Origin of the sequence: Planctobacterium marinum (assembly GCF_036322805.1) — a bacterium.
GTDB classification, from domain to species: domain Bacteria; phylum Pseudomonadota; class Gammaproteobacteria; order Enterobacterales; family Alteromonadaceae; genus Planctobacterium; species Planctobacterium marinum_A.
Window position 1 is genome coordinate 2,293,517 of the sequence record NZ_AP027272.1, and the last position, 20,863, is coordinate 2,314,379.

General features: G+C 46.7%; 15 protein-coding genes. 6 read left to right on the forward strand and 9 right to left on the reverse strand.

What is annotated here, in order from left to right; translation table 11 throughout:
* Positions 1-127 precede the first annotated feature (127 nt).
* Positions 128-514, forward strand: a complete 387-nt coding sequence (locus AABA75_RS10330; RefSeq protein WP_338292530.1) for a BLUF domain-containing protein — start codon at positions 128-130, stop codon at positions 512-514.
* A 174-nt stretch (positions 515-688) separates the two neighbouring features.
* Complete coding sequence (gene folE / locus AABA75_RS10335) at positions 689-1,339, forward strand: GTP cyclohydrolase I FolE (protein ID WP_338292531.1); 651 nt, start codon at positions 689-691, stop codon at positions 1,337-1,339.
* Positions 1,340-1,415: 76 nt separating this feature from the next.
* Here folE and AABA75_RS10340 read toward each other — a convergent pair whose 3' ends face one another.
* Positions 1,416-4,418: a TonB-dependent receptor domain-containing protein gene (locus AABA75_RS10340; protein WP_338292532.1), complete on the reverse strand. Its 3,003-nt coding sequence runs from the start codon at positions 4,416-4,418 to the stop codon at positions 1,416-1,418.
* Between the two features lie 814 nt (positions 4,419-5,232).
* Positions 5,233-7,035 carry a cyanophycinase gene (locus tag AABA75_RS10345; protein WP_338292533.1) on the reverse strand — a complete coding sequence of 601 codons (1,803 nt, stop codon included), beginning with the start codon at positions 7,033-7,035 and terminating at the stop codon, positions 5,233-5,235.
* Positions 7,036-7,355: 320 nt separating this feature from the next.
* Here AABA75_RS10345 and yfcC point away from each other — a divergent pair, with 320 nt between their 5' ends.
* Entirely contained in the window at positions 7,356-8,840 is a 1,485-nt protein-coding gene (gene yfcC, locus AABA75_RS10350) for a putative basic amino acid antiporter YfcC (RefSeq protein ID WP_338292534.1), read from the forward strand.
* A gap of 9 nt (positions 8,841-8,849) precedes the next feature.
* Positions 8,850-10,031, forward strand: a complete 1,182-nt coding sequence (gene iadA / locus AABA75_RS10355) for a beta-aspartyl-peptidase (RefSeq protein ID WP_338292535.1) — start codon at positions 8,850-8,852, stop codon at positions 10,029-10,031.
* Positions 10,032-10,082: 51 nt separating this feature from the next.
* On the opposite strand, the gene AABA75_RS10360 is transcribed toward iadA, so the two are convergent.
* Positions 10,083-10,889 (reverse strand): thioesterase family protein, encoded by an 807-nt coding sequence (locus AABA75_RS10360; RefSeq protein WP_338292536.1) that lies wholly within the window; start codon positions 10,887-10,889, stop codon positions 10,083-10,085.
* 221 nt (positions 10,890-11,110) lie between these two features.
* Here AABA75_RS10360 and AABA75_RS10365 point away from each other — a divergent pair, with 221 nt between their 5' ends.
* Positions 11,111-12,559 carry an MFS transporter gene (locus AABA75_RS10365; RefSeq protein WP_338292537.1) on the forward strand — a complete coding sequence of 483 codons (1,449 nt, stop codon included), beginning with the start codon at positions 11,111-11,113 and terminating at the stop codon, positions 12,557-12,559.
* A 408-nt stretch (positions 12,560-12,967) separates the two neighbouring features.
* Here the strand turns inward: AABA75_RS10365 and AABA75_RS10370 are convergent, their stop codons facing one another.
* From AABA75_RS10370 to AABA75_RS10395, 6 genes are all read right to left on the reverse strand, one after another.
* Positions 12,968-14,197 (reverse strand): allantoate amidohydrolase, encoded by a 1,230-nt coding sequence (locus AABA75_RS10370; RefSeq protein ID WP_338294834.1) that lies wholly within the window; start codon positions 14,195-14,197, stop codon positions 12,968-12,970.
* Between the two features lie 16 nt (positions 14,198-14,213).
* On the reverse strand, positions 14,214-15,431 hold the full coding sequence (locus AABA75_RS10375) for a pyridoxal-phosphate-dependent aminotransferase family protein (protein WP_338292538.1): 1,218 nt from the start codon (positions 15,429-15,431) through the stop codon (positions 14,214-14,216).
* A gap of 29 nt (positions 15,432-15,460) precedes the next feature.
* Entirely contained in the window at positions 15,461-16,285 is an 825-nt protein-coding gene (locus AABA75_RS10380; protein ID WP_425325571.1) for a sulfite exporter TauE/SafE family protein, read from the reverse strand.
* A gap of 12 nt (positions 16,286-16,297) precedes the next feature.
* Complete coding sequence (locus AABA75_RS10385) at positions 16,298-17,857, reverse strand: gamma-glutamyltransferase family protein (RefSeq protein ID WP_338292539.1); 1,560 nt, start codon at positions 17,855-17,857, stop codon at positions 16,298-16,300.
* On the reverse strand, positions 17,854-19,026 hold the full coding sequence (locus AABA75_RS10390; protein WP_338292540.1) for an amidase: 1,173 nt from the start codon (positions 19,024-19,026) through the stop codon (positions 17,854-17,856). The genes AABA75_RS10385 and AABA75_RS10390 overlap by 4 nt, the downstream gene beginning before the upstream one ends.
* Before the next feature lie 240 nt (positions 19,027-19,266).
* Positions 19,267-20,082 (reverse strand): MurR/RpiR family transcriptional regulator, encoded by an 816-nt coding sequence (locus AABA75_RS10395; protein WP_338292541.1) that lies wholly within the window; start codon positions 20,080-20,082, stop codon positions 19,267-19,269.
* Positions 20,083-20,149: 67 nt separating this feature from the next.
* On the opposite strand from AABA75_RS10395, the gene cobB reads away from it, so the two are divergent.
* Positions 20,150-20,863 (forward strand): Sir2 family NAD+-dependent deacetylase, encoded by a 714-nt coding sequence (cobB, locus tag AABA75_RS10400; RefSeq protein WP_338294837.1) that lies wholly within the window; start codon positions 20,150-20,152, stop codon positions 20,861-20,863.

The window sequence follows — 20,863 nt, forward strand, 5'->3', positions numbered from 1 at the left end:
ATTGTCGTGAAGATTCGTGCTACTTTACCCTTGTTGTAGGCGTTTGTAACCGAGATTTGCAAGGCAGAGCGCGACAACAATACTAATAAGGCATTGTGGCAATCAATACTGATTGGGGAGGCGCACTATGATGAGATTAATTTACACCAGTAAAATCGCCAGTTCGATTAGCGCTGGCGATATGGAAAATATCATTGTGAACTCCCAAGCCTATAACCAACGAGCTGCTATCACGGGGTTATTAATATGCAATTTCGACTGCTTTTTTCAGGTTCTAGAGGGACCTGACCTTTTGGTACAAATGCTGTTCGACAAAATTAAAACAGACCCCCGCCATGAACGCGTTAAAGTCATTTCAACTCGACAGGCTGATCATCGAATGTTTCCCGGCTGGTCAATGAGGTATTTAATGCTACCTTCAGAAAAACCGCCTGTTATTAATGATGATTGGACTCAGCTAACAAAAAAAGAATGCCAGGTGTTGCTCGACATGCTGGCGCCTGCATCTGTGTAATATTTTCCTGCCAAAGTGGCTTATTGTTTGATTGCTTTGCGATTAAGTTTGCGGCGCAATGCAGTAATCCCCTGATATTGCAGGATGAATGCCCTCAAAAAGTACTAGCGAAAACTAATCTAAAATGACTTTTCCTTACGTATAACCCTCAAAACTCAATAAAAGGAACGGTTAATGATTTCAAACGAAGCGGTGTTGGTGCGCAGTGCCCTTGAAGCTCATGGACTGGAAACGCCAATGCTGGAGCACGGCTACAGCTGTGACGAAAAAAAGCAGCGTATAGAATCCAATATGCGAGATATCATGGAGGTACTAGGGCTTGATTTAACTGATGATAGCCTTTGCGATACCCCGAAGCGCATCGCCAAAATGTATGTTGAAGAAATTTTTTCCGGCCTGGACTATAGCCATTTTCCCAAAATTTCTATTATCGAAAACAAAATGAAGATGGAGCAACCAGTCCAGGTATCCAATATCAACCTCACCAGTACTTGTGAACATCATTTTGTGACTATCGACGGTTCGGCCTCTGTGGCTTATATCCCTAAAAATAAAGTGGTGGGATTATCCAAGATAAATCGCCTGGTGGGGTTCTTTGCACAGCGCCCGCAAGTTCAGGAGCGCCTGACTAATCAGATAAAGGTGGCTTTGCAGGCTCTGGCGGGAACCGATGATGTGGCCGTGCTAATTGATGCAACACATTACTGTGTAAAAGCGCGTGGAATAAGAGACAATAATTCCTATACCCGCACCACGGCTCTGGGGGGAGAATTTCTGAAAAACGCTGCCATGAGAGCGGAGTTTATGGCCGGTACACAAAGATAGTATTGCAAAGAGAAACTGAAACAAAAAAGGCGCTTTATCGATTGATGAAGCGCCTTGCTCTTAGTTGCTCTACTATCTACTCAAAATAGTGAGTGTAAGAGATACGATAGGTTGTGCCGTAGGCGTTGTGGTTTATCGTGTCAAAACCACGGCTTGAGCCGTATACCAGAGGTGGATCGCGGTCAAACAGGTTGTCGATATTCAACTTCAGTGTGGCATCTTTGAACAAAATACCAAAACGCGCATCCACTGTTGTCCACGACGATACATCACGGGTGCTATCAATATCAGCAATTGCACCGATGTCTACCAGCTCGTTAATTTCGCGACTGCGTAAACCAATAATGTCATCTTCATAGCCATCCACATAACGTACAGTTAAACCACCGTAATAGTCATCGTTGCCCCATAAAACGGAAAGGTTAGCGATATTCTCAGGATAGCGATAAGTACCTACCAGTTCTTCGGTCTCATCTGAGCCAGGCTTATTGCGTTCGAAGCTGATGTAATGGGTCCAGTCAAAATCAACAGACAATACGCCATTCCATAAATCCATATCGTGAGCGATATCTAAATCTATACCAGATACATCTTGAGTCCCGGTGTTATCAAGCAGGATCACATGGTCGCGGAACAAAGGAAGTCCACCGTCTCTGGCCAATCCAGAAGCGTCCCAGTTTTCCAGAATGGTTTCAAGATCGGCGTTGGCGCTTTCAATGTTATTACCATTGTCGTCGAAGAACAACATGGCTTCCTCTTCCGATATTTCACCGTCATCATTCTCGTCCCAACCGGTACATAAGCGGGAATCAAAAGAAATACCCAATTCACCCGGTGATAAAGCGCCGCAATGCCGTAACGATGCATCCTCAAGAGCCCGGGCCATCACACCTGTCATATTGGTATCCACGATTTTTTTATGTTCAAATTTCCAGTAATCCAAGGTGATGGTGGTATCGTCACCGGGACTCCAGGCAAAACCAACGCTGTACGAGTCTGATTCTTCTGCTTGAAGGTTGGGATTACCTAATTCCAGGGTGTTAGGGCTGGATTCAAAACCCTGGCCATCACAATAGAACTGAGACACTGCAGCATTAGCAGCACAATCGTAAGTGGATGTTGTAGTGCGCAGTTCGATACCTGCTTGAGTTAACGAAGGTGCGCGGAATGAAGAGGCAAAACTACCGCGTAAAATCAAATCATCGCTTGGGCGCCAGGATAAACCGATTTTAGGGTTAAAGGTACTACCAAAATCATCGTAATGGTCGTAGCGTCCAGCTAATTGCATATCTACCGTTTCGTGTAACGGCACATAAAATTCTGCAAAGGCACCATATTGAGTTCTATCCGCTTCTGCCAGGCTGGAGCCAAAGCCCATCACATCCACCAAAAACTGATTCTCGAAGTTGGCACGGGAGTTATCCGATGGAATATCCTCCAGCTCTTCGCGTCGATATTCAACACCGAAGGCGGCGCGAATATAGTCATCACCGAACTCCATTAACTCGCCATTAAAGCGGGCATCAATACCGAAAACTGAACTTTTTCCGTCTCGGGTGGGGCGCTCTTGCGCAACAGCAAGAATCGCATCATTGTTGCTATCACCTATCAGGAACGGGTTAAAGGCACCTAACAAATTGCCGCCGTTACAACTGAGCGTATCGGTATCGGAATTGTAGTTAGCGATGCTACCGTCTGAGCACAACTCACCATGCGCTGCGGCGTTATACTTATAGCGGTTGTAAATACCTGCTATGGCCTCTTGCTCCGATTCGGATTCTGACCAGGTGGCCGCCGCTTCCCATTGCCAACTGCCGATATCACCAGCCAATGAAGACACTAAACGAAAGGACTGAGTTTCGTTTTCGATAGTCCTGGGATTTTGGAAACGAGCATCGTAACGAAAGCCATAAAGCTGTTGTCCTGCTTGCGAGGTAAAGGGGTCGTCCCAAATGATGTCAAATGGGCTGGAAACCCCTTGCCATGCTTGAAGGTCTGCTTCGCTGTAGATATCCAACGCGCTGTATAAGGCAAAGGGGCCTTCCTCATCAAATTCATCATTAATGGGGGCCGGTGTGGATACTGCTACCGACTTAGAGCGACTTAAAAAGAAGTCGGTATTCCATTCAAGATCACCGACTTCCAGGGTGTAAATTGCGCCCACCGACTGTGATTCCAACTCCGAATCCAGCAACACATCCTGGTTGGGGTAGTAGGCACAAATGTCTTCACCAAATTGGGTGCGCGTTGTTGCATAAGGGCAGTCTGGATTGGCTAATTCGTTGCCATCCCTGGAAGAAAAATAATAGATATTGGGGTAGGGTAACTTAGGTAAGTAGCTATAGCTGTTCACCAGCAAAGGCTCGGCAGAAATCGGGCGGTCTGTAGCTTCAAAAGCGTTTTTGTCGTATAGGTCCGCAAACAGGGTTAGATTACCACCTGCGACTTCACCGCCCCAAACCAGGTTGACACTCTTTTTCGATTCATCGGAGCTTTGAACGCTGTCCTCAAAGGAGATATTCAATTCCGCGCCCTGGTAATCCTTTTTCAGGATGTAGTTGATAACACCCGCAACGGCGTCGGCGCCGTAGATTGCCGAGGCACCCGTGGCCAGCACTTCTATACTATCGATAGCTGCCAGTGGAATACTATTTACATCCACAAAGTTCTCGGTACCTGCGGCAAAAGAGCTGGGAGCCACTCGTCGACCGTTTATCAAGGTTAAGGTTGAAGACGGGCCTAATCCTCGCAACGACGCTGCTGCCTGACCTGCCGGCGTTGAATTGGAGGTACTGCCTGATTCGGTTGTGCTGAAAGTACCACTGCCACCGCGCGTCTGACCTAGGTTTTGCAGTAGCTCAAACACCGAGTTTGCGCCCGAGCGAGCAATATCTTCGGCATTGATGATTTGCAGGGGTTGAGTGCCTTCCAGGTCAACACCGCGGATATTCGAACCCGTTACCTGGATTCGCTCTACGCTTTGCTCTTCTGAAGTGGCTTGAGTTTCTTGCGCAATTGCCGCTGCGACAGGCGTCAGGGCACAGGAAAGCCCCAAAAGCATCTGAAATGTTTTGTTCATGATCGTTTTCCTACAACAAAAAAGTTGCTTAACTTTTTATTGTTATTGTTTTGCTGGATTGATTTTTATTTGAGAGTTCGACTAGAGAGCCACACGGGGCACAGCCGAGCAGAGGCGGGGTTTATTCGTCAAACCACTCAGAGAGATACCAAGGAGAATAGGTATATTGTGATAATGAAATTGCTTTTTTTAACATAACTGGTTTTTCTGTTAAGTCTAAAACATTGCACTTACAGCACCTTCGGTATTACCCGAAAATTAGCGGCTGCTTATTAAACAAATACCGCAAAACCAACTAGAGGTAAATAGCTTGTTAACCAATTTATTGCATAGATGACCCAAGAAATAGGGCATTTATGCTAATTATTTGCATGAAATGCGAATACATACCTATGCATTAGGGAAAAACACGAATAGATATTCAATTGAAAAAAGTTAAAAAAATTGTAAATTTCACTGACTTCACAGCCAGGCGAGCAAGTTAGCCATTGATTATGACCAATTATTCGGGGCCAGAAAGAAAAATGCCCAGATGAAACCATCTGGGCTAGGGGAATGGCTCATAAGAGCCGTGCGCTAACTAAAATCTTTACCGATTAGCAATAGAGGGTTGCTAAAAATTAACCGGAGGAATATTAGTGTAGCGCAAAGTCCGGTCATTAATAAAGTGATTATTCAAAAAAACTTTTTAGTTTAATTTTCAAGCACCTGAAAGCTGCCTTGGTTAAGTTATACACAGTTTTTGTTCATTTAATCACAACTTATTCTCTTTCGGTGGTTAAATTGTGTACAAGTTGTGGAAGCTTTGGGATCTCTAATTCTCAACTCCAAATAACAAGTTGATATAACTGCAAGTTTCTCTATCGTACTGTTGGCTAAGGGTAAAGATTGTATCTTCGCTTGGGTTAACCAGCCAAGCGACATTGTCTGAATTCCAGCGATGAAATTGTTGTGTACCACAATTTAGCCCTACCTGACGGCGATATTCGCCACGTTCAGTGATCAAAACCATGGTTTTATCTGACACTTTTTGGGCTTCGTTATGTAACGAAAAATGCAGTTGCCGCTCTGGCGTAATACTCAAGCGATCGCCGTGATTAAGGTAATGACTCAACCCAATGAGCTGGTGTTTACCAGATTGGGCTTTGAAAATGGCATCTTGCATGTCTGCGATAAACACACCACCTGCACCCAATACTTCCATTTCGAGCTGTTGGTTTTCTCTGAACAATAACGCCGTATTTTCATCAATACCAAAGGTAAGCTGGGTTTTGGTGAAGGCGGCCAGGGTCACCAGTCGACCTTGTCTGTCTCGTTCGGAAAAGTGGGTATCAATAATACCGGCTTTGAACAGTCCTAACCCACCTGCGGGGCGATAGGTTAGATCATCTTCCAGAAGACCATTAGGACAGTTTCCATCTTTTTCACAGCCAAACGGTGCGGGTGGTAATGCAAAGGCACCTCTCACCAGAGCGAAGTTTGATTGGCCACTTGTGATCATGGGGACGGGCCTGTTCTGACGAACTCCACCGCTCATAACTGCAGCCCCGGCACTGGTACCTGCAAGGAGCATTTTATTTTGACTGATCCTTGAATTTAACAAAGTTGCCAGTGTAGTGGAGGGGCTGGTTTTCATCTGAAAACTGTTTAGGGTTCTCATCTGATCACCGCCATTGATAAACAAACCATGAGCCTGAACTATCTGATTTGTGATGCTTTGCGGCTGTTGGCAGGCGTTGATTAGACGGCTACTGTACTCCGGGTAACGTTGGTTGCGATTGTACAGCTCAGACTTGGCCTGTAATGCAAAAAGCTCATCGCAAGAGCGGGTATTATTGATCAGGGTCGCCAAGGATTCATCAAGCGGCAGCCAGTTCACCTCAATGTCTAGCGTGGGATATAGATTACGAGCGGCTTGTTCCAAAGTTTGCTGATAAAAATCGATAGCGGCGAAGGGGTCCCTTGCTGAAGCCGTTGTGAATAACAAGGTTAATGTTTCATCGTCTTCACGTTTGCTGTTGGCTTGCTCAACAAACTTCAGAAAAATGTCCTGGCTGGCTTTGCTCTTACTGGCAAGAAATTTGACCTGTTCTTTTTGCGCATTGACCTGCTCGGTGAAATCCACAATGGCGTAATAAAGGGCATTAGGTAAATTGGTGAAAAAACTGGCACCATCAAACTGATTGCTGGCCTGCTCAAAGGCATCGCGAATACCGGCTGTTCCAATTACCTGAGTGGGGTTTGCATAAAAATACTCAAATAGCGTATTTAATTGCGATTTTCTCTGGTTATCAAGCTCTTGATAGGCATTTAATTCAAGCACCTTGGACAAAGTTTCAGTGGTTAAGCTATAGCTTTGTTTCTTTAGCGCGTTATCGGGAAAATCGTTGTCGATACAGTGTTCAGGTTGGCTGCTGGAACAAATTTTCAGACCGCCGCCCGCTATCAAAAGTTGCCATGAATTTTCTTTAAAATCAGGGGGTTGGTTTTTTTTGGTGGAGATGTTTGACTGAGCCTGTAGCAAGTCTGAAAATGAAAAACTCAGCAGCGTTATGAGAGATAATTGAGTTAAAAAGCGTTTCATGTCTTCCGATGATTGTTGCAAAAGTGTTGACATTGAAACTGATTCTGAGTATCTGTTCAAAGGGTATTTCAATTTAATGTTGAAATTATTCGGATTGTTTTAAAAAACGAGTGAATAAAATTTCGTGAACACTAAAACACTTTCTCATTCAGCTTTATTCTATCAAAGCTTTTATTTGTCGGAATGGTTCGACGAGTAGAGTATTTGTCTGTCGACTGATTAGTAGATCTGAGTCGCACCCATAGTGCCGATATTTGTGATGTTCTGCTAAAATAGCGCGTTAATCTCATGTTTTAACTGTTTGTTCAGTTTAAACCCCAAGCCAACACCGGAAACTTGACGGCGGAAAATTTATGAAAGATGAATCCAATCTTGCAACAAGGATGCCTGACGCATTTGTGATTTTGTTTTTTGTGGTATTACTTGCAGCACTGATGACCTACATTGTGCCTGCCGGGTATTTTGAAACCGCTGAAACCACCCGCATTATCGATGGCAAGGAAGTCACCAGAACCTTAATTCAACCGGAAAGTTTTAAAACAGTTGAAGATGATGACGCCGGTGTTGCTATTTTCAGCGGTGGCAAGGAGCCCGGTTTTATCAACTATGCGTTTGAGGGCATGGTGTCTGGTGACCGGATGGGCTCGGCCGTGGGGGTTGTGGCTTTTATTCTGATTGTGGGTGGTGCGTTTGGCATCATCATGCACTCTGGAGCTGTGAACAACGGCATCATGGCATTGATCAGTAAGACCAAAGGTGCGGATGTAGTGATTATTCCACTGATGTTCTTTCTGTTTTCGCTGGGTGGTGCTGTGTTTGGCATGGGAGAAGAGGCGATTGCCTTCTGTATTGTGCTGACGCCCCTTGTGATCGCACTAGGGTATGACGCCATCACTGCTGTACTCATTACTTATGTTGCCACGCAGGTGGGGTTTGCCACCTCCTGGATGAATCCGTTCAGTATCGCGATAGCCCAAGGCATTGCTGATGTACCGGTACTCTCTGGTGCTGATTTCAGGATCGCCATGTGGGTAGTATTCACCCTAACTGGTATCATTTTTACAATGCGCTATGGTGCGAAAGTTAAAGCTAACCCGGAAATCTCTTTGAGTTATCAATCAGATTTTCACTTTCGCCGCCAGCAGAGCTCCCAAGTTAAATCCCAGTACAACAATGTTGATACCTTGATCTTATTGACCTTGTTAGCAGGCATAGTGTGGGTAATATGGGGAGTTGTTGTCCATGAATATTACATTCCGCAGATCGCAACGCAGTTTTTCGCCATGGGTATTGTGGTGGGGATCATTTGTGTAGTGTCTGGACGAATGTCAGTGAACTATGTCTCCGAGTCATTTCAAAATGGGGCGAAAGAGCTGTTACCGGCGGCCCTGATTGTGGGCATGGCCAAAGGTATCGTGTTGTTGCTGGGCGGGGATGATGCCACCAGTCCTTCCGTGCTCAATACCATACTGCATCATGCCGGTAGCGCTATGTCGGGTGTGTCTGAGACTGGCTCAGCGATTTTCATGTATATTTTTCAGTCAATCTTTAACTTCTTCCTTGCCTCCGGCTCAGGTCAGGCAGCATTAACCATGCCGCTAATGGCACCACTTTCTGATCTTGTGGGAGTATCCCGCCAGATAGCAGTGCTTGCCTTCCAGCTGGGCGATGGATTAACCAATATCATTATTCCAACCTCTGCTTCCTTAATTGGTTGTCTTGGTGTGGCGCGTTTAGACTGGAGTACCTGGGTACGATTTGCCTGGCGTCTCTATTTAATCTTCTTCTTTTTGTCTATTGCCACCATGGTGACCGCCGTTATGGTTGGATATCAATAAGGATCTTTTATGTTAACGCTTATCACGAATGTCGAACTCTATGCTCCAGCAGCAATGGGTGAAGTGGATGTTCTGGTTGCAGATAAACGCATCGCAGCCATTGCGCCGGATTTGAAAAACAAAATCACGGCTGACGGCACCATTATGGAAATCATCGATGGCCGCGGCAAACTTATGTTTCCCGGTTTAGTGGACTCCTTAGTTCACATTTCTGGTGGTGGTGGTGAAGGGGGCTTTCATACCCGCACGCCGCAAATGAATTTAACTGACGCCACCTTGGGTGGGGTGACCACCGTTATCGGTGTGTTGGGTACAGATGCCACTACCCGTACCTTGTCTGATTTATTGGCTAAAGCGCATGCGCTGGAAACAGAAGGGATTAGTACTTACTGCCACACTGGTTCTTATCAATTGCCCGCCAGAACGGTGCTGGATAATGTTACCGACGATATCATTTTAATCGACAAATTTATTGGTATTGGTGAGATAGCTATTGCTGATCATCGCTCATCGCAATTGCGCTCTAGTGAGCTGATGCGGGTTGCTTCGGAGGCAAGAGTTGGCGGTATGATTTCCGGAAAAGCGGGTATCGTTAGTATTCATGTTGGGGACAGTGACTCCATGCTGTATTTGCTGCACGAGTCAATTGAAAAGTCTGATTTACCCGTTACTCAGTTTTATCCCACTCACATTAACCGCAATGGCGCGTTGTTAGAGGCGGGCATGGAGTGGGCCAAGCAGGGCGGTTATATCGATTTTACCGCCAGCACCAATGAAAAGTTTATTGAAGAGGGGGAAGTTCCCGCGGCTAAAGCGCTGGCGGATTGCCTTGATTCGGGCGTCGCTGTTTCTCAGCTCACTATGAGTTCGGATGGGAATGCCAGTCTGCCTGTGTTTGATGATGCCGGCGAGTTGGTAGGATTGGAAGTTGGGCGAGTGGGCAGTCTTTACGAAGCATTCCAGGAAGCAGTGCTGGAATACGGTGTCGGTATTGTGGATGCCATTAGTTCCGTGACGCTATCACCCGCTCAGTTATTAAAGCTGAAGCACAAAGGGCGAATTGAAGTTGGTGCCGATGCCGATTTTATTTTGGCTACAAAAGATCGGTTGTTGCTCGAGCAAGTTTATGCCAAAGGGCGCTGCATGGTGCGCGGTGGCAAAGCGCTGGTTAAAGGCACATTTGAAAACTAATTTGCTGCTATTAAAGGCATTGCACTTTTGCAATGCCCCTACTCACGAAGCTTATTGATCAAAAATCGCAATCAGCTGACGACTGATCGCAACCAGTTCGCCTTCTTCATCGTGGATTTGTGCTTCAGCGTGGCCATAGCCACCATAGGCTTGCACCGTATGGGCCTCATAAGCTAACCAGGCTTCAGGAGCCAATGGTTTGTGTGGGTGCACAAACTCTACATTCCAACTCATGGTACTGGCAGGCGCAGGACCTAAGGGCATTTGCAAGATGGTCGGTGGCCAGGCGTCAATCAGCGTTAATATGTGCGCGTCGGTAAATACCTTAGGCGCTTTTTTCAAGCGCATCCAGCCTTTGTAGCTGGATTGTTTACTGCCGGTGAAGGGCACTTTTCCCTCAGAAATTGACAAATCAATATGGCGCAAGAACTTCGGCGTGATGCGGGGGATTTGCGGAATAAATTTGGCTTTCTTAGGTGGTTCGGGAAGTGGTTTTACATTAGCTTCAACCAACACTTTAGATTGTCTGTCCTGGGCGAAACAAGCAAGAGCAGTTAAACATATTTGCTCGTTCTGCACGATACTGGCGGTAATTTGCGTGGCGTTTTTTCCTTCCCTCAGTAGTTGCCAGGTAAAACCGAAGGGCTGCTCAGTATTTAACGGCCCGACAAAGTTAAAGGTAATAGAGCGCAACACTCGCTCTGAGGGAACAATGCACTTTAAAACCTGGTAAAGAAGCCCGGCAGACAAGCCACCAAAAACCGTACGGCCTTGTGCCCAGTCACCCGGCACTGTCAGTTGTAATTGCGATAAATCATCAGATTCATTGATGAGCTGAATATAATCATCTGGTTGCATGGAAAATTGCTCATTTAATAAAGAAGGGAAAAGTATTACAGATAAGTGGTCCGATGTCTAACCAGTTGAGTTGTCAAAATTACCCTCCATCATAGTGCTCGCCAGCCGTTCCGGGCTCGGTGTTAAAAAATTGTTAGTTTGCAAACGTATGCAGATGGGCTATCTATTACAACAAGCAAAAAAAAGTGCTTCAATAGCACAAAATACCAAGATAAATCAAAATGCTAAATATCCAGAGAAACCTGTCAAACCGCTTCTACGCAATTCTGAGTTTACCCGCCACAGCCATGGGCTTTGCTCTGTCAGTGCAAATAGCCGCCATGAGCTGGATTTTACAAACCCAGTTTGGTTTGGATGTACATGATATTGGTTTTGTTTGGGCTGCCGGTCCTCTGGCCGGGATTATCGGACAGGTTATTGTCGGTGCTATCAGTGATAACGTTTGGTTTTGGGGTGGCAGGCGCCGTCCTTTCATACTGATTGGTGGTGTACTAGCGGCACTGAGTTTACTGGCTTTACCCAATATCGATGTTATATCTACCTCTTTGGGTATAGAGGGTATCGTGGGTGTTGCCATTACAGTGGCATTGGTATTGGATTTATCTATCAACGTCAGTTTTAACCCAACCCGCAGTATTATTGCTGATGTGACGCCGGAAGGAGAAGAGCGCACCAAGGGCTATACCTGGATGCAAACCGTGTCCGGCAGTTTTGGGGTGTTGGCCTATGCTATAGGGGCAATTTGGAACAACTTTGCACTGATTTACTTCAGTGTCTTTTTGGTACTGGCATTTTCCGTTATTCCCAACCTGTTTATCGAAGAGCCGAAAGAACTCAAATCTGAGTTACACCCCGAATTAGAGCAAACAAAAATGGGGTTTTGGGCTGGTTTGAAGGTAATTCAGCCGTTGTGGGGCTTTTTGATTTATGGCTTGTACGCGTTAGTGGCACGCCTTGCCGATATCAAATTTGATCATTACTACATTGAAATCGTGTGTTTTGTTTTAACCCTCTTTTTTGTGGCCAAAACGCTACTCACTAAAGAGCAACAGGGTGGTAGCAATACCGAGCACCTGGGTTTTCAAAAAGTGTTAGCCGCTCACTCATTCACCTGGGTGGGTATCCAGTCGATGTTTATCTATATGACGCCGTTTGTGCGCTTTAACCAACCAGATATTGATGATAATGCACTAGGTTCCGTGGTGGGGTACAGCTTTATGATCTTCAATGCCATTGCCGCGGTGTTACCGGTACTGCTATTGCAACCGCTGTCGGCCAAGTTCGGTGCAGTTAAGACTCACGGCTGGTGCATTGCCTCGATGGCGGTAGGGTATTTTGTGATGACCTTCATGGGCGCCAATACCTATGGCATTTACATGTTAATGGCACTGCTAGGCGTGGGTTGGTCTGCAACAATTAGTCTGCCTTTTGCCATCATGTCTCGCAAAGTTGAGCAATCAAAAATGGGCCTTTACATGGGGCTGTTTAATTTGTCTGTCGTGTTACCCCAGTTGGTAGCCAGTCTCGGGGTAGGCATGATTGTAGGCAACGCTGAAGATAAAAATGTGCTGTTTATTATCTGTGGTGTTTGCCTGGCGATTTCTGCCGTGTGTTGGCTCGGGGTGACAGAAGAAAAACTGGAAAATGTGGAAGCCGGCTCAGGACACTGAGTTTTTGTACTTTACAGTTTTAAGCCACTTTACTCGTATAAGATTATCTTTAATGAATAGTGCAACAATATTTCAATATTTGATGTAGATTTTGCCGGGGCGCCGGCGCGCCTTAAGGAATGCTGCCTGCGGCACTCCTTAAGAATCCTCCGCAGCCCTTGACACGCAAAGCGTAATCTTCGTATTCAGCACAACAATGACCATCAATGACAGCACGTCCGTGTGCTGGCATTGATTGAGGTATCTTCCCTGATACCTCTCATTGCTGTGTGACCTGAATACATAGCTTACTGCGTGTAAAGGGAACCCCGAATAGTGCTCTGAGCTGAACATGGTGCTGACATTAATAAAGCTAAAACATACCATCTTATTGAGAAGGTGTAGTCTGTAAAAATAGATTTGCTGTAACTAATCTAATTGTTGTTGATAAAAGACAACGAAGTTAACCAGTACTTTAAGGGCGGCTTCGATGTCTTCCACCAATACGGATTCAGCCGGGTGGTGGCTTATGCCTTTTTCGCAGCGTACAAATAACATGGCTACCGGGCAGATGTCGGCCAGTGCCATGGCATCGTGACCGGCACCGGATGGCAGGGAAATTTGCCGGTATCCTGCGGCATTAATGCTATTGGACACCAGATGCTGCAATTTGGCATCGCAGGCAACGGCTTTGGCACTGTGAGTCATTTTCCATTCCAATGTTACCTTGCGTTTTTCGCTGACTTGCCCAAGTACTTGCTGCAGGATCTCAATAACCGTATCTCGGCGGCTGTCGATTTCACTGCGAATGTCCAGGGTAAACTGCACTTCTCCGGGAATGACGTTGACGGCATTGGGATAGTTAGTGATTTTTCCCACTGTAGCCACCACACCCAATTCCGAAGCGACTTCTTCAATAGCTTGAATCATCTCTGCGGCAGCGACCAGCGCATCGGTGCGCATATTCATAGGCACTGTACCAGCGTGTCCGGCTTCGCCCAGGATTTTCAGGGTAAAGCGTTTTGCTCCAGCAATGCCAGATACAGTTCCAACCGGGATGTGCTCAGCTTCCAGTACCGGACCTTGTTCGATGTGAGTTTCTAAAAAACCGAGGATTTTGTCTTTCAACCGCGAAGCTTCATTGACCCGATTAATATCGCAGCCAAAGTTTTTCAGGGCATCTTCGATGGTTACCCCTTGGGCATCAATCAGACCAGACCACTGTTGTTGCCAAAGGCCAGTGATGGCACGGCTACCCAATAGTGTGGTACCAAAGCGAGTGCCTTCTTCGTCACCAAAGGCGACAATTTCCAGGTGAAAGGGGAGCTTGATATCGTTGTCGTATAAGTACTGAACCAGTGATATGGGTAATATGATGCCCAGAATACCGTCGTAAATGCCGCCATTAGGCACGGTATCAATATGGCTACCCATAACAAAACTCTTGGCGTCGGGATCGGGTGCGGCATAGCGGCCCCACTGATTACCCGCTTGGTCAACCCAGGTTTCCATGCCCGCAGAGGCCATCCATTGCGCCACTTGAAGGTTAGCCATACTGTGCTCGGGGGTCAGATAACGTCTGTCCATACCTTCATAAGATTGACTGTGCAGCGCGAGAGCGTCACAGCGGCTAAAAACCTGCTGTGCATAGTCGCTCATATCGAGGTTTTTAATATCAGGCGCCACTGTAGACTCCCAGGGCATTATCTACAGCTGCTCCAGCGGACATTGAATGCCCTGCGCGACGCAATACCGTTTCCAGAGACTGCAGGGTGTGCAATACCGCATCTTTACGAGCATTGTAACCCATGGTACCCAAACGCCAGATTTTGCCGTGCAGAGGCCCAAAACTGGTGCCAATCTCAATGTTAAAATCTTCCAGTAGTTGGCTGCGGATTTTCTCACCATCAACATTTTCTGGAATGTAGACACCCACCACATTGGTCATTTTGTTGCTTTGGTCACCAAACAGTTTGAGATTAAGTCCTTGAGCGCCTTTGGCCATAGCATCACCATGGAGTTTGTGTCGCACTATGCAGTTTTCGATGCCTTCTTCCAGCAAGTTGATGGCACACTCTCGTGCGCAATAAAGCATGGATGTGGCCTCTGTATGGTGATTCAGGCGCTCTTCTCCCCAATAATCGAGGATCATAGGGATATCAAAATAATTGGAGCGAATACGGCTGGCTTCACCATTTTCATGATGTTCGCTGCGAATACCGGCTTCTACGTGGTGACGCTTTCTGACAAGCTCAACATAGCGTTCGCTCAGTGTGATGGGGGCGGAACCTGATGGACCGCCTAAACACTTTTGCAGGCCCACAGAAACGGCATCTAGCTGCCACTGATCGGTTTCAAAGGGGTTACCGCCAATCGAAGCGGTGGCATCGGAGTAAAACAGCACGTCGTAACGACGACAGATTTCGCCTAAGTGCTCCAGCGGTTGCAACATAGTAGTAGAAGTATCGCCTTGTACCATGGCCAATACTTTGGGCCGGATTTTTTTGATGGCGTCTTCCACTTGTTCTGGTTGGAATACTTCCCCCCATGGTACTTCAATGGTGTGTACCTCAGCGCCCGCGCGCTCTGCTATCTCTTGCAACAGATGTCCAAAACGACCAAAAATCGGCACCAGCACTTTGTCACCAGGTTCGATACAGGAAACTAACACTGCTTCGATACCAGCGCGTGAAGTGCCATCAATCAATAAAGTCGCCTGATTGTTGGTTTTAAAAACCTGTTGATACAAGGACATCACTTCGTTCATGTAGCCCGTCATTACCGGATCGTATTGACCAATCAATTGCGTTGACATGGCTGATAATACTCTTGGATAACAATTGATGGGGCCGGGACCCATTAACAATCTCGGTGGGGGATTTAGTCTGTTCATATTGCTCCTTCCAATAACTCTATCGCGCTTCACATGACCAACTGTGCGAGCATGCGCACGCCTGTGATACAAAGCACGATGGCAAATACTTTTTTCAACCTGGCACTATCCAATTTGCTGCCGATGTTCGCACCTACAGGCGCAAACAATACGGTAAGGGGAACAATGCAAAGGAGTCCTGGTAGATTAACCAGGCCAAATGTCCCCATCGGCGCGTCTTCAGGCGTTTGGCCTAGTATTAACATGGTTAACGCACCTGGTAGGGAGATAAGCAGGCCTATGGCAGCAGCGGTGCCCACTGCTCTATGGGCGGGGTAGCTACAGGCGGTTAACATGGGTACCGAAAGTGTGCCACCGCCAATACCTACCATAGAGCTAAAGAAACCGATAATTGAAGCCATTAGACTTTGTCCGGCTTTACCGGGCAGTGAGTCTGCAATAGCAGAATTGGCGGTACGAAATAGCATGTTGAGTGCTGATAATGTGGCAATCACCCCGAATAACAAGGTAAACCAGTAGCCGGATACAACCGTTACCAGATAGCTTCCAGCGAAAACACCAAACAAGATAAAGGGCCACCAGGCTTTTAACAGTTCGCTATCCACATTACCTTTTTTGCTGTGCGCTTTAATGGAACTCAAGGAAGTGGGGATAATGGTTGCCAGTGAAGTGGCAGTAGCCACTACCATCGCGGTTTCGGCTGACACGCCAAAGCTTTGAAACAGGAAGTACAACACGGGGACTATGACTATTCCGCCACCCACGCCTAATAACCCGGCCAATAAACCGGCAAAAACACCCGTGACCATCAATGCGGCGATGGTACTCCAGTTTTCTATGATTAATTCCAACATACTTTCCTTACGTTATTTCGCTATGGCTTTACCATCACTGCGCGGATCGGTAGCCGCAGTAACGTTATTTTTCGTATCGAGATGCACGGCTCCTGCGTGCCCCATCATTTCGCTTAAAGCTGGGGCAAGGGCGATATCATGGCCTTTGTCCTTGAGCTCCTTGATCACACTTTCCCCTAAATTGTCTTCTATTTTTAGGTTGTGACTGACATCACCCCAGGTTCTGCCCAATAGCCAGCGAGGCTCAGCAACGGCTTCTGATAGAGAACGATTCAGCCAGCTGTAGCGGCTGAATAGTGCAGCCTGGGTTTGGGGTTGGCCTTCGCCCCCCATAGTGCCATACACCATACGGTTACCATTGTGGTATTGAGCATATGCTGGATTGAGGGTGTGAAAAGGCTTTAAGCCCGGTTGCAGGTATTGCAATGAATCTGGCTGTAACGAAAACGAGGTACCACGATTGTTCCAAACAATGCCCGTTTGACCCGACACTATACCACTGCCAAACTCCCAATAGAGACTTTGAATATAGCTCACCATGCGGCCTTGATTGTCACAGGCACCCATCCAGATGGTGTCGCCGGGTTTCGCTTCATGAGGCCATGGCAGGGGATTGTTTAGGGATATGTCGCTCACCAGTTGGTCAAGGTAGTCGTATTTTAGCCAATCTTGTTGCGCTTGTTTGAGTCTTTGCGCATCGCCAATCGTCGCATTGCGCACGATAAAAGCGCGCTTGGTACATTCGACGAGCAGATGAATGGCCTCTGCTTCGCTATTGGCTTGTTGTTTTACCCGGTCAAATAGCGCCAGGATCATTAAGGACGCTAACCCCTGAGTGGGGGCGGGCAAGTTATATAAACGGGCAATACTGGTGTCTACTGACAGTGGCTGAACCAATTTAGCTTTGTAGCTTTGAAAATCTTCAATATTGATTGGCGAGCCAGCAGCGCTCAAATCATGGGCCAATGCCTGGGCTATATCACCTTGGTAGAAGTCATTAAGCCCACTATCTGCAAGTTGTGAAAGGGTGTTACCCAACTGCGCAAGTTTTAATGTGTGTCCTTTTTTAAGGACTGCACCATCAAATAAAAAGGTTTTTGTAAACTCGCTGAACGCTTTGAAATCAGGATGCGTTTTTCGACTGGCATCCTCCAGGCTTTGAGTGACTTCAATCCCTGTTTTTGCATGATTGATTGCATTACTCATTAGGCTTTGGAGGGGAATAGCACCTTGCCATCCCGCACTTATTTCGAGTGCTTTTTGCCAGCCTGAAACCGCACCCGCCATGGTAAGTGCTGCCAACGCGCCTCGAGATGGGATTGTCTGTTGTTCAGCATAAAATTCTGGTGTGGCATTTTGTGCCGCACAGCCTGCAGCATCGATAGCTACTGGTGCTTTGCCCGGCTCACTAATAAGCCAAAAACCATCGCCACCTAAGCCATTCATGTGGGGGTACACCACGGCAATGGTTGCTGCTGCGGCCACCATTGCTTCGATTGCGGTACCGCCTTGTTGTAATATTTCGCTGCCCGCTTCGGTTGCAGCACTATGAGGGGCCGTAAATCCTATCACGCTTGCTCTCCTGTTAAGTTTGCCGCCAACTCAATTAATGCTAAATCAGTATTTGCAGGGCCAATTAGTGAAAACCCGACAGGGGCGCAGTCTTCACAATTGAGTGGAATGTGCAATTGCGGCAGGCCACAAAGTCCTGCAAGTGCCGTTAATCCCAATAAGTAATTGCGATAATGGCCCAAATCTTCCGCACTGGTGTTGAGTAGTGGCGCAGGTCCGGGGGTTGTGGGCAGCAAAAGCGTTGTACCGTCAGCTAAAAGCGTATTCATCAATTGCTTAACCTTATCAGCTTTTTCCTGTGCCGAAGCTTCTTGCTCGGTGGTTAAGTTGCTACACCACTGAAAACGCTGCTGGATATCTGGCGCAAAATGTGGGCTGTGCTCGGTGATCCAATCTCCGTGCTGCAACCAGATTTCTCGACCTTGTAATATCCTGAAAGCTTCACTGGCTTGAGTGAGTGTTTCTTCCTCAAAAGCGGTTTCGAAAAAATCGGTGAAACCACAGTTTTTGATAAAGGACTTTATCTGCGCAGCGTGAGAAACGCGGTTAATTAATGCTGGCACGGTACAAATGCGACCATCTAAGCCTTTGGAGGATGAGGACAACAAAACCTCTGCAACGGCATTGAGTGTTTTTAAATCTCTGGTCATCCAGCCCACAGTATCAAAGCGAGGGGCAAGAGCTACCATATTATCCGTTGCGATAACACCATGAGTTGGTCGTAAACCAAATAAACCATTGTAGGAAGCGGGGACTCTTATGGAGCCACCTGTATCTGTCCCCAAACCAATATCCGCTTGATTATTGGCAACAGCAGTCGCCGACCCACTAGAGGAGCCACCGGGTAGTCTGTTCGAAGCCTTTACGTTGACGGGCGTCCCATAATGCACATTTTGTCCATTGAGGCTGTAAGCCAGCTCATCAGTGATGGTTTTACCCACAAAAATAGCGCCATGGGAGAGCAATTTGGACACTACCGAGCTTGTTGAGTCAGGTGTAGGGTGGGTTTTTAACCAGTCAGGATTACCTGCTGTTGTGGGTATTCCGGCAATATGGAACAAATCTTTAACTGCCAGAGTTAAACCCGAGAGTTTGTCGCTTTGTTGGCTGTCTGAAGCACTGTGTTGCTTACTGGGCCGATAAATAAAGGGATCTGTATTGGTTTTCATCGTTAATTCAAATTAAAAAAATAAATGCGCTGGCGGTGATATAACAACTAAGGGCTAGCGGTAGAGCTAAGAATAGTTCACGCAATCGAAGAAAGAGTACTTGCGCATCTGATTTACTCACAATAGAACAATTTAATGAAAGTTACAAATTGTTTTTATCGTGAAACAAATGTTTCATTGGTTGGACCTGTCAGGTTCCACAAAAAAGCCGCTCCTTTTGGCAGCGACAAAAGTCTCTGTTTAAATATCTTCTAATTCACCGAGGGTGCGGTAACCATCTGAGATGGCGGCACTGCGCTCAGCAGCTGACTCGCCGAGTGTATTATAGACGGAGTGGCATAGCATGGAGATCATGCTCATTGGTGCCGCGTAACTGTCCATAGCCAGCTCTTCTCCAAGGGAACACACTAACAGGTGGTCAACATCGTCTTTGTATATTTGGCCAGTACTGTCGGTAAGCAGAATGATACTGGTGCATTTTTTTAACTCGGTTAATAGCGACTTGAATACCCTGGGGCGTCTTCTGAAACCCACTACAATGGCCACTTCTCCTTTTACGATGCCGTGTAATTCTTCACTGATAGTTTGTCCAGGTTGCGGCAGGAGCCTGACCCTGTCTCTTAGTTGCAATAGTTGTCGTTGCAAATGCATGGCCATAGGGTAGCTATTGCGATAACCAAAAATGCTGATGCGATCAGCGTTACAAATCGATTCGGTGATTTGTTCCAAGCCATAACGCTGCAAGTATTCCCAAGCCGCTTTAATGCGTTGGTATTCACCTTCCAGAAAGCGTTTGTCACCCTTGTTGGATGCGATTGGTTGCCCTTGCGCGCGAAGCTCTTGTTTCACCACCAAATGATTTTCATAACCGAGCTGTCTGAAAAAGCGGCTTACAGTTGCCTTTGAAGTATTACAGGCCTCGGCAATATCACTGGTAGACAGTTTAAGCACCAACAGTGGATCGTTTTGCAAAAAGGTGGCGATATCCCGTGCACTAGGGGGTAATTCCCCATAGTTTTGCTCTATACGTTGCAAAAAGGGCAAAGTGTTGTTCAAATGCCTGTTCTCGTTAGCCTTTTGGATTATTAGAACACAAAGGCTGACAGATCCTCAACTTTGGAAAATAAATGAGCAAGAAGTCAAAATGAGCAAAGTTGTCGTATTAACCGGCGCTGGAATATCGGCGGAGTCGGGACTGAAAACGTTTCGCGATAATGACGGATTATGGGAAGAGCATCGCGTAGAAGAGGTGGCAACGCCCGAAGCTTTTGCGCTGAACCCTGATCTCGTGTACCGATTCTACAATCTGCGCAGAGCACAACTGCAATCCCCTGAAGTGCAACCCAACACAGCCCACTACGCCCTGGCAGAATTGGAAAAAAAGTTAGGACGCGATTTACTGATTGTTACTCAGAATGTCGATAATCTGCATGAAAGAGCGGGCAACAAAAATGTGTTACATATGCACGGTGAGTTGTTAGCGGCAAAGTGCTGCAAAACCGGAAAATCGATTCCCTGGACTGAGAGCCTCGACCAAGGGAATGCTTGCAGCTGTTGTTATCCAGCCAGAAGAATGCGACCCGATATCGTGTGGTTTGGAGAGATGCCATACCACATGGAGGACATATATGATGCCCTCTACAATGCAGATATATTTATTGCCATTGGCACATCTGGCCATGTATACCCGGCCGCTGGTTTTGTTTCTCAAGCGGCCAACTTTGGCGCTCGTACTGTGGAAATTAATATGGAGCCCAGCGCGGTAGAATCGCATTTTGATGAACAATACTACGGGCTGGCTTCTGAGCGAGTTCCGGAGTTTTTAAGTTCACTTTGA

Excerpts from the sequence above, each read along its gene's own strand:
- AABA75_RS10330 (WP_338292530.1), top strand. The coding sequence starts at position 128 with ATGATGAGATTAATTTACACCAGTAAAATCGCCAGTTCGATTAGCGCT.
- folE (WP_338292531.1), top strand. The coding sequence starts at position 689 with ATGATTTCAAACGAAGCGGTGTTGGTGCGCAGTGCCCTTGAAGCTCAT.
- AABA75_RS10340 (WP_338292532.1), bottom strand. The coding sequence starts at position 4,418 with ATGAACAAAACATTTCAGATGCTTTTGGGGCTTTCCTGTGCCCTGACG.
- AABA75_RS10345 (WP_338292533.1), bottom strand. The coding sequence starts at position 7,035 with ATGTCAACACTTTTGCAACAATCATCGGAAGACATGAAACGCTTTTTA.
- yfcC (WP_338292534.1), top strand. The coding sequence starts at position 7,356 with ATGAAAGATGAATCCAATCTTGCAACAAGGATGCCTGACGCATTTGTG.
- iadA (WP_338292535.1), top strand. The coding sequence starts at position 8,850 with ATGTTAACGCTTATCACGAATGTCGAACTCTATGCTCCAGCAGCAATG.
- AABA75_RS10360 (WP_338292536.1), bottom strand. The coding sequence starts at position 10,889 with ATGCAACCAGATGATTATATTCAGCTCATCAATGAATCTGATGATTTA.
- AABA75_RS10365 (WP_338292537.1), top strand. The coding sequence starts at position 11,111 with ATGCTAAATATCCAGAGAAACCTGTCAAACCGCTTCTACGCAATTCTG.
- AABA75_RS10370 (WP_338294834.1), bottom strand. The coding sequence starts at position 14,197 with ATGAGCGACTATGCACAGCAGGTTTTTAGCCGCTGTGACGCTCTCGCG.
- AABA75_RS10375 (WP_338292538.1), bottom strand. The coding sequence starts at position 15,431 with ATGAACAGACTAAATCCCCCACCGAGATTGTTAATGGGTCCCGGCCCC.
- AABA75_RS10380 (WP_425325571.1), bottom strand. The coding sequence starts at position 16,285 with ATGTTGGAATTAATCATAGAAAACTGGAGTACCATCGCCGCATTGATG.
- AABA75_RS10390 (WP_338292540.1), bottom strand. The coding sequence starts at position 19,026 with ATGAAAACCAATACAGATCCCTTTATTTATCGGCCCAGTAAGCAACAC.